This is a genomic window from Leeia oryzae DSM 17879, assembly GCF_000376945.1.
In the GTDB taxonomy this organism is placed as follows: domain Bacteria; phylum Pseudomonadota; class Gammaproteobacteria; order Burkholderiales; family Leeiaceae; genus Leeia; species Leeia oryzae.
The window spans coordinates 204,367-219,416 of the sequence record NZ_AQXU01000024.1; the positions used below are offsets into that span (position 1 = coordinate 204,367).

Annotated in this window: 14 protein-coding genes; 11 read left to right on the forward strand and 3 right to left on the reverse strand. The window is 52.6% G+C overall.

Annotation, left to right across the window (positions count from 1 at the left end; all coding sequences use genetic code 11):
* Positions 1 to 9: 9 nt before the first annotated feature.
* The 3 genes from pilB to F552_RS0112495 all read right to left on the reverse strand — a co-directional run bounded on the left by pilB (position 10) and on the right by F552_RS0112495 (position 4,111).
* Complete coding sequence (pilB, locus tag F552_RS0112485) at positions 10 to 1,722, reverse strand: type IV-A pilus assembly ATPase PilB (protein WP_018152086.1); 1,713 nt, start codon at positions 1,720 to 1,722, stop codon at positions 10 to 12.
* 263 nt (positions 1,723 to 1,985) lie between these two features.
* Entirely contained in the window at positions 1,986 to 3,248 is a 1,263-nt protein-coding gene (locus F552_RS0112490) for an HlyC/CorC family transporter (RefSeq protein ID WP_018152087.1), read from the reverse strand.
* 56 nt (positions 3,249 to 3,304) lie between these two features.
* Positions 3,305 to 4,111 (reverse strand): cytochrome C assembly family protein, encoded by an 807-nt coding sequence (locus tag F552_RS0112495; protein WP_026182679.1) that lies wholly within the window; start codon positions 4,109 to 4,111, stop codon positions 3,305 to 3,307.
* Between the two features lie 301 nt (positions 4,112 to 4,412).
* Here F552_RS0112495 and ffh point away from each other — a divergent pair, with 301 nt between their 5' ends.
* From ffh to F552_RS0112550, 11 genes are all read left to right on the forward strand, one after another.
* A complete protein-coding gene (ffh, locus tag F552_RS0112500) occupies positions 4,413 to 5,771 on the forward strand; it encodes a signal recognition particle protein (RefSeq protein ID WP_018152089.1) in 1,359 nt (452 codons plus the stop codon).
* Positions 5,772 to 5,915: 144 nt separating this feature from the next.
* The gene (rpsP, locus tag F552_RS0112505) at positions 5,916 to 6,152 is read left to right on the forward strand and encodes a 30S ribosomal protein S16 (protein WP_026182680.1); all 237 of its coding nucleotides are present in this window, start codon (positions 5,916 to 5,918) and stop codon (positions 6,150 to 6,152) included.
* Between the two features lie 35 nt (positions 6,153 to 6,187).
* Positions 6,188 to 6,724: a ribosome maturation factor RimM gene (rimM, locus tag F552_RS0112510; RefSeq protein ID WP_018152091.1), complete on the forward strand. Its 537-nt coding sequence runs from the start codon at positions 6,188 to 6,190 to the stop codon at positions 6,722 to 6,724.
* 63 nt (positions 6,725 to 6,787) lie between these two features.
* Positions 6,788 to 7,603: a tRNA (guanosine(37)-N1)-methyltransferase TrmD gene (gene trmD, locus F552_RS0112515; RefSeq protein WP_018152092.1), complete on the forward strand. Its 816-nt coding sequence runs from the start codon at positions 6,788 to 6,790 to the stop codon at positions 7,601 to 7,603.
* Positions 7,604 to 7,613: 10 nt separating this feature from the next.
* Entirely contained in the window at positions 7,614 to 7,997 is a 384-nt protein-coding gene (rplS, locus tag F552_RS0112520; protein WP_018152093.1) for a 50S ribosomal protein L19, read from the forward strand.
* 161 nt (positions 7,998 to 8,158) lie between these two features.
* Positions 8,159 to 9,829 carry a hypothetical protein gene (locus F552_RS0112525; protein ID WP_018152094.1) on the forward strand — a complete coding sequence of 557 codons (1,671 nt, stop codon included), beginning with the start codon at positions 8,159 to 8,161 and terminating at the stop codon, positions 9,827 to 9,829.
* A complete protein-coding gene (xerD, locus tag F552_RS0112530; RefSeq protein ID WP_018152095.1) occupies positions 9,826 to 10,734 on the forward strand; it encodes a site-specific tyrosine recombinase XerD in 909 nt (302 codons plus the stop codon). The genes F552_RS0112525 and xerD overlap by 4 nt, the downstream gene beginning before the upstream one ends.
* Positions 10,735 to 10,883: 149 nt before the next feature.
* Positions 10,884 to 12,770, forward strand: a complete 1,887-nt coding sequence (locus F552_RS0112535) for a potassium transporter Kup (RefSeq protein WP_018152096.1) — start codon at positions 10,884 to 10,886, stop codon at positions 12,768 to 12,770.
* Between the two features lie 26 nt (positions 12,771 to 12,796).
* Positions 12,797 to 13,291, forward strand: coding sequence for a pantetheine-phosphate adenylyltransferase (gene coaD, locus F552_RS0112540; RefSeq protein WP_018152097.1), 495 nt, complete (start codon positions 12,797 to 12,799; stop codon positions 13,289 to 13,291).
* Complete coding sequence (locus F552_RS0112545) at positions 13,288 to 14,274, forward strand: class I SAM-dependent methyltransferase (protein ID WP_018152098.1); 987 nt, start codon at positions 13,288 to 13,290, stop codon at positions 14,272 to 14,274. Before coaD ends, F552_RS0112545 begins: the two co-directional genes overlap by 4 nt.
* A 63-nt stretch (positions 14,275 to 14,337) precedes the next feature.
* Entirely contained in the window at positions 14,338 to 14,877 is a 540-nt protein-coding gene (locus tag F552_RS0112550) for an adenine phosphoribosyltransferase (RefSeq protein WP_018152099.1), read from the forward strand.
* Positions 14,878 to 15,050: the final 173 nt, after the last annotated feature.

The window sequence follows — 15,050 nt, forward strand, 5'->3', positions numbered from 1 at the left end:
CCTTTATGGTTATTCGTTGGTGACAGACTCGACCTCTTCCAGGGAGGTCAGTCCTTGTTTTACTTTGCGCAAGCCGGATTGCCGAAGGTCAAGAATGCCTTCTTTCTTGGCTTGGGCCGCGATATCGAGCGCATTGCCATTTGTCATGATGATACGCTGAATTTCTTCAGAAATCGGCATGACCTGATAAATACCCACCCGGCCTTTGTACCCGCTACCCTTACAGTGGTCACAACCTACATGCTGATAAGGGGTCCAGCTGCCGTCCAGTTCTTCCCGCTCGAAACCGGCACTTAACAGCGCCTCAACAGGGATATTGGCTGGTTTTTTGCACTGCGGGCAGAGTTTTCGGGCCAGGCGCTGGGCAGAAATCAGAATCACCGAGCTGGCAATGTTAAATGGTGCCACCCCCATGTTCATCAGACGGGTCAGCGTCGTGGGTGCGTCGTTGGTGTGCAGGGTAGAGAACACCATGTGGCCTGTTTGCGCCGCCTTGATGGCGATGTCCGCGGTTTCCAGGTCACGAATCTCACCCACCATGATCACGTCCGGATCCTGACGCAGGAATGACTTCAATGCTGCTGCAAACGTCAAGCCGGCAGCATCATTCACGTTCACCTGGTTGATCCCCGCCAGGTTAATTTCGGCAGGGTCTTCAGCGGTGGAAATGTTAATGCCGGGTTCATTCAGAATGTTCAGGCAGGTATACAGCGACACGGTTTTACCCGAGCCTGTCGGACCTGTCACCAGGACCATGCCGTAAGGACGCTTGATGGCCTGCATCAGGAACTCTTTTTGATCCGGATCATAGCCAAGCGCATCAATCCCTAGCGTGGCACTGCTGGGGTCCAGAATACGCATTACAATCTTTTCGCCATGAATCGTAGGCAGTGAAGAAACCCGGAAATCAATGGCGCGCGTCTTGGAAAGCACCAGCTTCATGCGGCCATCTTGCGGCACGCGCTTTTCCGCAATGTTCAGTTTGGAAATCACCTTGATACGGGAGGCAATCTTTTCCTTGATGGCCAAGGGAGGCTGTCCGATTTCGGAAAGTATGCCGTCAATCCGGTACCGTACCCGGTAGAATTTCTCGTAAGGCTCGAAGTGGATATCCGATGCGCCAGCATTAATCGCATCCAGCAAAACTTTGTGAATGTAGCGGACGATCGGCGCATCGTCGATATCTACGTTATTACTATCATCCTGGGGTTGTTGCGATTCTTCGTTTTCAAACTGCAGATTGATATCATCAATGGCCATCTTCTGGAAGTTGGCGCCACTGGCCTCTGCTTCCATGTTGATGAGTTTTTCCAGCTTGTCGTCTTCGGCGACAATGGGCTCAATATTGGTACCCAGCTTGAACTTGATTTCGTCCAGCGCATCCAGGTTGGTCGGATCACTGGTGGCAACAAAGGTGATGTTTCCACGCTTGAAGAGCGGAATGCACCGGCGGGTCGCGATGATTTTCTGGTCAAGAATGTTCTTGGGCAGATAATCGATATTGAAGGTACTCAGATCAATGATCGGCAGGCAGAAGGTGCGTGCCGCAAATTCCGCAATCTGGTGAGCATTCAGTTTCCGGCTCTGTACAAGCTGTTGAATAAACTGTTTGCTGTTCTGGTTTGCCTGTTCTTGAATGGTTAAAGCGTCTGCTTCTGAAAGCAGATTATGCTGAATCAGGGCACGGGCCAGGCCAGTGAGTGAATTTGGGTTAATAGCCACTTTAATACATCCTTTGGGCGCTAAGTCAGCACGTCAAATTCTTGTTTGGCAAGAACAGGGTCGTACCGACAGCCATACAAAATCTATCTGACTTGCAAGTTGTTTCTGTTTGCATCCCATCTATTGACCTGTGTTCTGGTGTGTAACACAGATCTGATATCGGTCATTACTATCCGGGCATGATGATGGGATGTCTGAATTTATCACATAATCACGCGAGCTGGCTTCTGTATGCGCTAATATGATTATACATACTGTCAGCTTTATAGCTTGAGCTTGACTACTTTCACGGTTCTTTCCTGCGTACTGATCACTTCAAGAATGTGCTGGTTGATCTTCATGCACGTCCCGGTTTCTGGCAATCCTTCAAAGTGTTCGATGATCAGGCCATTCAGTGTCTTTGGACCCTCTAGCGGAAACGAGAAGCCAAACTTCCGATTCAGGTCACGCAGCAAGCAGCTGCCTTCCGCCAGCAGGCTGCCATCTTCATGCCGAGTAATGGAGTTGAGCTGCCCCGGCGCATGGGTGGTGAATTCCCCGATGATTTCTTCCAGAATGTCCTCAATCGTAATCAGCCCCTGAATTTCACCGTACTCATCCACCACCAGACCGATTCTGCGCTTGTTTTGCTGAAAATTTTGTAATTGCGTGAATAAAGGGGTGCCGGCAGGAATGAAATAGGGTTCCCTGGCGATTTCTTTCATTTTTTCGATGCTGAATTCGTTGGCCTGAGTCAGGTGCAGTACTTTGCGTGCATGGACAATTCCCAGAATACTGTCCGGATTGCCTTCATAAACCGGTATCCGGGTGTGATGCGCCGTGGCAAATTCTTTATGCAGTTCATCCAGTGGCTGTTCAAGGTCAATGGCCTCCATCTGGTGTCGGGGCGTCATGACGTCATCGACGGTAATGTTTTCCAGTTCAAACAGATTCAACAGGATGCTTCGGTGCTTGTTCTCGATCATGTGGCCGGATTCCAGCACCATGATTCGCAGTTCTTCCGGGTCGATGGATGTCGTGTGGCTATGCTGAACGGACTTCAGGTGAAGCAGGTGCATTAGCCCCGAGACGAGTATGTTGATAAACCAGACCGCAGGTGCTGCCAGTTTGAGCAGGGGGGTGAGGATATAGCTGGATACATGGGCAATGGGCTGCGGATACGTGGCTGCAATCACCTTGGGGGTGGCTTCGCTGAAAATGATCAGCGCAAACGCCACCAGGCCAGTCGAGATGCCGATGGCAGTATCGTTGTGAATGCCAAAGGCGCGCTGTGCTATCAAAGTGCCCAGCGTTGCAGCCCCTGTTTGCATCAGGGTGTTGCCCAGCAAAATCACGGCCAGCAGCTTGTCTGTTCTGGCCAGCAGGGATTGTGTCAGCCTGGCGCCCTTATGTCCCTGCTGCGCCTGATGTTTCAGGCGGTAGCGGTTCAGGGCCATCATGCTGATTTCAGCCAGCGAGAAAAAAGCGACCCCGGCCAGCATGGCCAGCAAGGCAATAATCAGTGTGGAAATCGGAAAATCGTTCAAGGGATGCGCTAATAAAGACTGGTAATGTCTTGATTATCAATCCTTTTGGCGCTACGTCAAGAGCGATGCAACAAAACTTCGAGTACAAATTTGCTACCGACATAGCCCAAGACCAGCATGACGGAGCCAAAAATGGTCAGTCTCGCAGCCAGTCTGCCACGCCAACCCCAAATCAGATGCCCTGCCAGCAGTATCCCAAATACTACCCACGATAACAGGGAGAACATGTTTTTATGGTTAAGTACAAACCACTGATTGGTCAGAATGTGCGTGAAGTAACTGCCTGAAATCAGGGTTGCCGTCAGTAGGAGAAAACCGCTCTTCATGATGTGAAACAGCAGTTTTTCCAGTGCCAGGAGTGGTGGCAGATTTCTCAATAGTTTATTGCCGGACTTCAGGTGGTGCAGGTTGTATTCGATCACGGTAATGAAAACGGCCAACAGCGTCGTGATGGAAAGCAGGCTATAGGCAGACAAGGCTATCAGCAGATGCACTTTGAACAAAGGCAGGCTGCTGTTTAGCGGGACATGGTGCTCGGGGAGCAGGCTCTGGAAACCGGTGCACAAGGCTGCCAGTGGCAGCAGGGCGGGGTACAGGCTGGCCAGGTTTTGCAGCAGATTACTGCCAAATACAAAAACCACGACCAGCCATGCAAGCATGGACAGTGTATTCCCGATGCCCAGATCCAGTCCTTGCGGGGTGATCAGGCTCATGCCCAGTTGCCAGCCATGCAACAAGATGACTGCCCCCATGAGCAGGGTTTCAGATTTCAGAGAGAATGGATTGGTTTCGTCCTTCCATCTGGTGCGATAAAAATGCCACGCTAAAACCAGATAAAGCAACGTAACTAGAAATGAGAGCATGTCAGCTACCAGCGACTAGGGTAAAATAAGCAAGATACTAACCGTTTTCCCCGGAATAATCCGGATACCCGGCTAGCTAAGATAATATAGTATGACCCAGATGGTAAAAATTTTCCAACCGGCCGCACAGAAGATTGCTTCCGGTATGTAAACTGGTTTTGCGGCAGTATGGTGGTTTGGATGCTGGCGTGGATCTGTTTTGGAGATGCATTTGCAGCACGGCTAGATAGTGCAGCCGGGTAAGGTCTGATTAAACGAGGTGGCGTTCCACCGTGCCCGTTCGGGCTGGAGAGTAGAATTTATGCTGGATAATCTAACCAGTCGTTTATCGGCTGTGATGAAGAATTTGCGCGGTGAAGCGCGGCTGTCTGAAACCAATATCAGTGATGCCATGCGTGAAGTCCGTATGGCGTTGCTGGAGGCGGATGTCGCGCTTCCTGTCGTCAAGGAGTTTGTTTCTCACGTCAAGGCTCGGGCACTGGGGCAGGAAGTCATCGGTAGTTTGAGCCCAGGCCAGGCGGTGATTGGTGTGGTGCATGATGAGCTCACCAAGCTGATGGGCGAGGCCAATGTCGATCTGAACTTTGCTGCTCAGCCACCGGCAATCATCCTGATGGCCGGTTTGCAAGGGGCGGGTAAAACCACCACCGTAGGCAAGCTGGCCAAATACATCAAGGAAAAGCACAAGAAGAAGGTGCTGGTGGTTAGTTGTGACGTATATCGTCCTGCAGCGATCGAGCAGTTACGATTGTTGTCCGAGCAAGTGGCAGTGGAGTGGTTTCCGTCCAGCGACAAGGATGATCCGGTCAAGATTGCACAGGCTGCAGTCGAGCATGCCAAGCGTCATTTGTTTGACGTGTTGATGGTGGATACGGCGGGCCGGCTGGCCATCGACGAAGCCATGATGAATGAAATCAAGGCATTGCATGCAGCACTGAATCCGATCGAAACCCTGTTTGTGGTAGATGCCATGCAGGGTCAGGATGCCGTGAATACCGCCAAGGCGTTTAACGAAGCCTTGCCGCTCACCGGGGTCGTATTGGCCAAGGTGGACGGGGATTCTCGTGGTGGTGCGGCGCTATCCGTACGTCATGTTACCGGCAAGCCGATCAAGTTCGTCGGTGTGGCAGAAAAGGTAACCGGGCTTGAGCCGTTTCATCCGGAACGAATGGCATCACGCGTGTTGGGGATGGGCGACGTACTGTCTTTGATCGAAGAAGCGCAGCGCTCGGTCGATCAGGATGAGGCCAAGAAAACCATTGCCAAACTCAAGTCAGGCAAAGGCTTTGATCTTGAGGACTTCAAGTCGCAAATCATCCAGATGCGCAAGATGGGTGGCATTTCCGGTTTGATGGACAAGCTGCCGTCCCAGCTGACTGGTCAGCTAGGTGGCCAGTTGCCTGCCGGTGCGGATGAAAAGGGGATTAACCGCATTGAAGGCATCATCAACTCGATGACGCCGCTAGAGCGAGCCAAACCCGAGCTGATCAAGGCATCACGCAAGCGCCGAATTGCCGCAGGGGCAGGCGTGTCTGTTCAAGAGGTGAACCGTCTGCTGAACCAGTTTGAGCAGATGCAGAAAATGATGAAACAATTCAGCAAAGGTGGCATCGGTAAAATGATGCGCGGCATGAAAGGCATGTTGCCTGGCATGCGTTAATGTGCCGGGGAATGGTTTGTTTGTGGTTTATGTGTGGTAAATGGTGATTGTCTCAGGTTGTTGGCAAAGTTTGTCTTGCAAATGCTTTGGGATGTATCGTAAAATTGAAAACTTTTGACGTAACCCAATTTTAGGTATAAGACTATGGTCGTTATTCGTTTGGCTCGCGGTGGTGCGAAGAACCGTCCCTTCTACAACGTAGTTGTTGCTGACTCTCGCAATCGTCGTGACGGCCGCTTCGTAGAGCGCATTGGCTTTTACAACCCTGTTGCTCCAGAAGGTACTGAAGCGCTTCGTATTAATGGCGAGCGTCTGACTTACTGGCAAGGCGTTGGTGCACAAGTGTCTGACACTGTTGCACGGCTGATCAAGCAGAAGTAATAAGTTTAAAATTACATCAGGCGCGTTTTTCTGTGATGAAACCTTCATCTGCAGCAAAAACTAACCCGATGCCGCCAACCGACCTTGTGCCCATGGCTAAGGTCGGTTCGCCTTTTGGGGTTCGCGGCTGGGTACATGTTTTTGCGGATACTGAATACCCGGACAGTTTGTTTGATTATGACGAACTGTGGCTGGGCCGTGATGGTGTCTGGCGTTTGTATACGCTTGAAGAAGCGCAATTGCATGGCAAAGGCATGGTGGCCAAGTTCTCGGGGTGTGAAGACCGAGATCAGGCCATGATGCTGAGAAACATGGATGTTGCGATTCCAAGAAGCGATTTGCCTAAACCGGATGAAGACGAGTTTTACTGGGCCGACCTGATCGGTCTGGAGGTCAGAAATACGCAAGGTGAGACACTGGGTACAGTGGATAGCCTGATGGAGTCCGGTGCGCACGATATTCTGGTCGTCAAGGGTGACAGGCAGCGCCTGATCCCGTTTGTGCGGGATATTGTGCTGAACGTGGACAATGACGCAAAAGTCATCGAGGTCGAGTGGGGAAGTGATTACTGATAACCGGTAGTTGCTGCTGAGTTCGGTAGTCTCGTGTTTCACTTTTCTCTGTCTGGATGATCTGTGTACTTTGATGTCATTACGCTATTTCCTGCCATGTTTGATGCCATCACGGCATCAGGCATTGTGAGCCGTGGTTTCAAGAAGCAACTGTGCCACTTTCGTAGCTGGAATCCGCGTGATTTTGTAGCTGATGTGCATCGTACCGTGGATGACCGGCCTTATGGTGGTGGTCCTGGCATGGTAATGCTGGCAGACCCGCTGGCTCAGGCGGTGGAAGCTGCGAAGCAGGCACAACAGAGTGCAGGCGTCAGCAAGCCGCATGTGGTGTATATGTCACCGCAAGGCGCCCGCCTGGACCATGCAAAAGTGGCCGAGCTGGTTGAGCGGCCTGGCCTGATCCTGATCGCAGGGCGCTATGAAGGTGTTGATGAGCGCTTTATCCAGCGTTATGTGGATGAAGAAATCTCGATCGGTGACTATGTGCTATCGGGCGGTGAACTGCCCGCGATGGTGCTGATGGATTCGGTGGTGCGACATTTGCCGGGTGTGCTGAACGATGCGCAGTCTGCTGTCGAAGACTCGTTTGTCTCCGGTTTGCTGGATTGTCCGCACTACACCAGGCCGGAAGAATATGATGGAATGCGGGTGCCAGATGTGTTGTTGTCTGGCAACCACAAAGAGATCAACCGCTGGCGGTTGAAACAGGCGTTGGGCAGGACCTGGCTGAGAAGGCCGGACATGCTGCAACAACGGCCGCTGAGTAAAACTGAGTCTCGTCTGCTGGCTGAGTTTCAAGAGGAAACAGGGCAGTCCGGGTTGCGTGAGCGCGGTTCGGATACGGGTAGTCTGCAGCAGGAACAAGATTCTTTAAATTAGGAAATGAAGCATGAACCTGATTCAAATTCTAGAGCAAGAAGAAATCGCTCGTCTGAACAAATCCATCCCTGAATTTGCACCTGGTGATACCGTTGTTGTGCAAGTTAAGGTTAAAGAAGGTAACCGTGAACGTCTGCAGGCTTACGAAGGTGTTGTTATCGCCAAACGTAACCGTGGCCTGAACAGTGCTTTCATTGTTCGCAAGATCTCTTCTGGTGAAGGCGTTGAGCGTACATTCCAGACTTACTCTCCACTGGTTGCTACCATTGAAGTGAAACGTCGTGGTGATGTTCGTCGTGCCAAACTGTACTATCTGCGTGAGCGTTCAGGTAAATCTGCACGTATCAAGGAAAAGTTGCCAGCACGTAAAGTGGCTGTTGCAGCTGCAGAATAAGTTTTTCTGCCAGCAGGTAAAAAACGCGAGGATTTCCTCGCGTTTTTTTATGTCTGCGCGGTCTGTACGTGCTGGCTTTCTGGCGTTGTTGTGGCTATGACATGGCACGACATCGCGTTATGATGGCGCTACGTTGATAACAATGCATTTCAGGTAAATTCATGATGTCTAATGTTAATGCAGCGACCAGGCTTGGTGCATTGGTGATCTGTTCTGTACTGGTTTGTCCGACCCTGAGTGCGGATGAGTTATCGGATGCTCAACGGCTGCTTCAGCAAGGCATGCCGGATAGCGTCATTATGCTGGCTGACCAATATCAGCCTGCCAAGCGCAGCGAGGATCCGGCATGGACAACCTGGGAGCAGTTGCGCCTGAATGCCATGATGTCTGGCAAACGTGATCTGGCGCTTCAGAAAATTCTGGCGGCAGGGGATGAAGCGCTGCTGTCGCCGGATGCCACACTATACAGTGCCGAGCAGCAACTGGAGAAAAGTCCCGAGGCGGCACAACAGTTATTATCCACCTTGCTGGCCAGCGAGTCGCAGCTCGGCAAGCCGCAATGGCAGCGAGCCAACCAGCTCTTGGTGCAATCGCTGGTGAACCTTGGGCTGATTGATGATGCTTTGAAAGAAGCGGCCCGGCTTCAGCAAATCAAGGTGCCTTTGCTGGAGAAGACCCAGGCGCAGTTACTGGCCAGTGCACTCGTGATGGGCGGTTCGGATGAGGCGATTCGCTATGCGACCAATTTAAAGCCTGACTCCCTGGAGCGACTGGCTTATCAATGGAAATCTGGCAAAAGTGATGATGCGGTGCTTAAAGCTGCATTGATCAAGCAGATGTCTGTGAATGAATGGCGCCCGGATGGGGCTGTAGCCAGGCTTCCGCTCTGGCTGGCCGAACAGTTTCATCATGATGCCTTGTCGTATCAGGTGGGGGTCTGGGCACTCAGTCAGCCGAATCCGCCAGCTGGTATTGATGGCCCTGCTTTCTTGAAACAGCTGAAAGCTTTGGGTGAAAGAGCCGCAAATCGTGCCCAGCTATTAAGTGGCGATGATGAGTCATGGTGGCAGGTTCAGGCGAGCCAGCCAGCCGAAACGCGGTGGCAGTCTACAGCCTTGCTGGCCGTCTTGCTAACGGATGCCCAAACGCCAGAAATGCAGCAAAAGGCCAGGGAGGCTATGCTTGAGTCGCTGTCTGCGACCCCGTTGGTGCAGTGGCGTTTGCTACCGGCACTGGGCATCGCGCCCCAGACTTGGCTGTCAGCACAACCGCAAGATCAGAGACAACAACTGGCTCTGATGCTGGGTGATGCGGGCTTGCCACAGGAAGCATTGGCTGTCTGGCAGGGCGTGCCTTTGTCATCTGCGGCGAACATCAACCTGACGCGGGTGAAAATAACGCTTGCGGCGGGTAGTCCGACAGAAGCCGCTGGATTGATCTCCCGCTGGGTGGTAGCCAAAGACGCTGCCGCCGATGACTGGCTGCCAGGCGCCAGGCTGGTTGCCAAATGGTGGCTAAAGCAGGGGAGCGCCGAAATGGTAGATGACATGTGGCAACACTGGCGTAGCCAGGCGCCTGCGGCACTGTCTGATACGGGATGGCTGGAGCGTGCCCGCTTGGGCGCCTTGTGCAATGCCTGGCGCTGGGTAGTTCTGGATTCAATCAAGGCGCAGGGAAGCGGTAATGCGGCCATCAGAAGTGAAGCGCTGCAGCTGGCTAGACTGGCACTGGAAAAGCTGGGTAGTCCGGTTGACCCGGAGGTGATTCAGAAGCAAATCACCGTGCCGGCTGGTCAGACAGCTGCCAAAAAGGGTAAAGCGAAGAAGTCATGACTGCGGATAAGTCAGCATGCACAGATGCCATCTGGACGGAGCGCTTTCTGAACGCGATCTGGCTGGAAGACGGTTTATCCCGATTGACAGTCGACGCGTATCGGCGTGATCTGGCCCAATTGATGGTTTATCTGGGTGAAGGCGATGTATTACGTCTCGTGACGCCGGATGCATTGTCCGGATTTCTGTCATTCCGCCTGGGCCGTGTGAAAGCCAGCAGTGTCAGGCGTACGTTGTCGACAATCAAGCGATTGTTTGCCTATCTGCAGCGTGAGGCGCTGCGTGCGGATAATCCGGCCATGCAACTGGAGATGAAGGCACCACCTAGGCTATTGCCGGTTGCCCTGTCTGAACAGGACGTCGAACGACTATTGTTACAACCAGACCTGGATACGGCACTTGGACTGCGAGACAAGGCCATGCTGGAGACGTTGTACGCGACAGGGTTGCGGGTTTCTGAGCTGGTAGAGCTAACCATCAATCAGGTGAATCTGAATGATGGCGTGTTGCGGGTAAGAGGCAAAGGAAACAAGGACCGGCTGGTGCCATTGGGGGATGTAGCCATTCAGTCTGTGCGGCAATATTTGTCTCAGGGGCGCGCTGAGATTCTGGGCAAGCATGCGCATGCGATTGCGCTTTTTGTCACGTCCAGAGGTGAGCCCATGAGTCGCCAGCGCTTCTGGCAGCAGGTCAAGTTTTATGTGGCCCAGGCAGGTATCAATAAACCGGTGTCACCACATACGTTGCGACATGCATTTGCTACGCACCTGATTAACCATGGTGCCGATTTGCGCGTGGTTCAGTTATTGCTGGGGCATTCGGATATTTCTACCACACAGATTTACACGCATGTGGCCAAGGCCAGGCTGCAAAGAATGCATGCGATGCACCACCCGAGAAAATAAGCCGATGCATCATGCTGATGTTTAGTGTTCCATATAGGTGCACAACCACCTCCAAAATGGTGCAATCCCTTTTAACTGGGTCACTAAGCTGATACGATTCGTGCACTGCAAAAAAGTTGGCAGGGAGCAATAATAATGAAAGTAAATGCATGAGCAGCAATACGGCAGGGCACGCCAGACAAGGTGCGGGCGGTCTGATCCTTGGTGCGATTGGGGTTGTTTACGGTGATATTGGCACAAGCCCGCTCTATACGCTGAAAGAGTGTTTTGGCGGTAGCCACAAGATTCCTTTTTCCGCCGACAGTGTGTACGGTATCTTGTCCCTGATTTTCTGGGCATTGATGATCGTTGTGTCCATCAAGTACGTGATCTTCATCATGCGGGCGGATAACAACGGCGAGGGGGGCATTCTGGCGCTGATGGCGCTGGCGCTTCGGGGTACAGAACGGCAGAGAACCCGCTGGATCCTGATGGTATTGGGGATCTTTGGTGCATCCATGTTCTTTGGCGATGGCATGATTACACCGGCCGTATCGGTACTCTCTGCGGTGGAGGGCTTGTCCCTGATCAACCCGGCCTTCGAGCATTATGTCCTGCCTGTGGCCATTGTGGTGCTGATCGGCCTGTTTGCCATCCAGAAGCATGGTACCGCGAGCGTCGGCAAGCTGTTTGGCCCGGTCATGCTACTGTGGTTTGGTTCATTGGGCCTGCTGGGGGCGCTACAGATCATGGAGCATCCGCAGGTACTGAAAGCCCTGAATCCCTATTATGCTTTGTCGTTTATTGCGGAGCATCGCATCCAGGCATTCTTTGTCATGGGATCTGTGGTGCTGGCCATTACCGGTGCCGAAGCCCTCTACGCCGATATGGGCCATTTTGGCAGTTTTCCGATTCGTGCTGCCTGGTTCGGTTTTGTCCTGCCAGCCTTGGTACTTAATTATTACGGGCAGGGCGCGCTGATTATCAACGACCCCAAAGCGGTGACCAGTCCGTTCTATTTGATGGTCCCGGAGACTATCCGCTGGATGATGGTGCTGCTGGCAACCGGCGCGACCGTGATTGCCTCCCAGGCCGTGATTTCCGGTGCATTTTCTGTTGCCCGGCAGGCTGTTCAGCTGGGTTATTGTCCGCGTCTGGACATCTTGCATACCTCGGAAAATGAAATCGGCCAGATTTACATCCCGTTCATTAACTGGTTGTTGCTGACCATTGTGCTGTTATTGGTGGTGTCGTTCCGTTCTTCAAGCAATCTGGCTGCCGCGTACGGTATTGCCGTGACGACCGAGATGGTGATGGCGACCATTCTGACATTTGTGGTGATGCGCAGAATCTGGAAATGGCACATCGGCCTGATCAGTGTCGGCATTTCACTGCTGCTGGTTGTGGACATTACCTTCTTCTCTGCCAATGCGATCAAGATTCCGGAAGGCGGCTGGTTCCCGCTCGCCATTGGGGCGGTCACCTTTACCCTGCTAACGACCTGGAAACGCGGGCGCGAACTGCTATTCAAGCGGCTGTCAGAAGATTCGTTGCCGCTGGATATCTTTATTGAGAGCGTGGGTGCGCATCCGCCCCATCAGGTGGAAGGCACGGCCGTCTTCATGACCGGGAGCCGTTTTGGTGTGCCGCATGCACTGTTGCATAACCTGAAACATAACAAGGTGCTGCATCAGCGTAATGTCTTGTTGACCGTGTCTACCGAGGACGTACCGTATATCAAGGACGAAGATCGCCTGAAAGTCGAATCCCTTGGGTATGATTTCTGGCGTGTAGAGGCAGTTTACGGGTTCAAGGAAGAACCGGACATTCACCAGATTTTGGCATTGTGCGAAGCACAGCATGGGCTCACGTTCGAGATGATGGAGACCTCTTTCTTCCTGGCACGTGAAACCCTGATTGCCAGCAAGATGCCGGGCATGGCACTCTGGCGTGAGCAGTTGTTTGTCTGGATGTCACGTAATGCAACCAAGGCTACGGATTTCTTCAAGATTCCGACCAACCGCGTTGTGGAACTGGGAACCCAGGTTGAGTTGTAAATGAATCGCCAGAACAAGGAGTCATCATGACAAAAGCCGTTTATGCGGGTAGTTTTGATCCGGTGACCAAAGGCCACTTATGGATGATCGAACAGGGAGTGAAACTGTTTGACGAACTGGTGGTGGCTGTGGGTATCAACCCGGATAAAAAGTACTCCTTTACCAAGGCTGAGCGGCTCCTGATGCTGAGAGATTCCACCCGCCATTTGCCGAATCTGCAAGTCGACGCGTTTGATAACCAGTTTCTGGTGAATTACGCCCAGCGCATGGGGGCGCAGTACATTCTGCGCGGGATACGGACGGGTAGTGATTACGAATACGAACGCAATATGCGTTATGTGAACGATGACCTGGTTCCCAGCGTTAATACCGTGTTCCTGATGCCGCCACGGGAAATTGCCGAGGTCAGTTCGACCATGGTGAAAAGTCTGGTGGGACCGGAGGGATGGGAGTCCATCCTGGGCAAATATGTACCGGAACCGGTACTCGAATTATTCAAAGCAAAGACCGTAGATCGATGAAGCCAGCAGTACAGTTACCCGATACCCTGATCCCTGTCGGGATAGACACCGCACCGCTCAGAAACCGTCTGGGCAAGAATGCCAAGCACTGGGGTAAATGGGCACGGCGTCAGCAGATCAGCTGCTATCGCATTTATGACCGGGATATTCCCGAGTTTCCAGTCGCAATCGACATGTATGAAGACAAGGTCTGTATCCAGGAGTTTGATACGGGCTGGAAGCAGACGGATGCAGAACATGCCGCATGGGGTGTTGCTGTCAAAACGGCTGTATCTGACGTGCTGGGTGTGTCCGAATCACAAGTCTGGTTCAAATTGCGTCAGCGCCAGAAGGGCGAAGAGCAATATGAAAAGACCGGGGAAATGGGGGAGGATTTCATCGCCCATGAAGGCGGGCATCTGTTCTGGGTCAATCTGGGGGCGTATCTGGATACCGGCTTATTCCTCGACCATCGCCCGACCCGCATGCGGGTTGGCAGCATGGCTCAGGGCAAGCGGTTTCTCAACCTGTTTGCCTATACTGGCAGCTTTTCTGTCTATGCGGCCAAGGGAGGTGCAGTTTCTTCTGAGACGGTAGATTTATCCAATACCTATCAGGCATGGACGGCCCGCAATTTTGAGCTGAACCAGATCGACCGTACGCAGCATATTCTGACCCGTGCAGATGTCTTTACCTGGCTGCGTGAAGCGGTGGATGAGGGAAAACGCTTTGACCTGATTGTGCTAGACCCGCCTACCTTCTCGAACTCCAAGAAGATGCTGGGGATTCTGGACATTCAGCGTGACCACCCATGGCTGATCCGTCAATGTTTGTCGCTGCTGACCCGGGGTGGGACGTTGTTCTTTTCGACCAACCTGCGTAGTTTCGAGCTAGACCCTGGTATCCAGGCCATGGCGGACGTGAAGAATATCTCTGCCCAAAGTGTGCCAGAGGACTTCCGTAACAAGAAAATACACCAGTGTTTTAGCATTCAGCATCGCTAAACGAGATTTTTAGCCGGCATGGATGCATCATGCCGCTTTGATGGTTTTATAGAGATATCCCAAATGAACGCAGCAACATACATTCGCGACAATATTCGTACCGTACCGGACTGGCCGCAACCCGGGGTTCAGTTTCGCGATATCACGCCCCTGCTACAGAACCCGAAAACCTTCCGTGTGCTGGTAGACATGTTTGTCCACCGTTATATGGATGCCAATCTCAGTCTGGTTGCCGGTGTGGATGCGCGCGGTTTTATCCTGGGCGCGGTGGTGGCGTACGAGCTTAATCTGGGATTTGTACCGATCCGTAAAAAAGGCAAGTTGCCATTCCATACCGTGTCAGAAGAATATGAGCTGGAGTATGGCAGCGCGACGGTCGAATTGCATTCCGATGCCTGCAAGGCCGGTGACCGGGTATTGCTGATCGATGATCTGGTTGCGACTGGAGGTACCATGCTGGCAGCGGCCAAGCTGCTGAATCGTTTGGGTGCCACCGTGGTGGAAGCGGCAGCGATTGTGGACTTGCCCGAGCTGGGCGGGTCGGACTTGATCAAAGCGCAAAATATTCCGCTGTATACCGTGTGTGATTTTTCGGGTCATTGAACCGTTTTTCTCGGCTGTGTGCACAGGTTGTCAGGAAGACTGCCTGTATCAGCATAGGCGTTACGCCTACCAATTCTGCTGACAGGGCAGGGCTTCATTTGGATTGTCCTTGCCGCCTTCAGAGTCTCCATTCCTGTTAGTTGCGTGTTTACCTCGGACTGATACTACCGCAT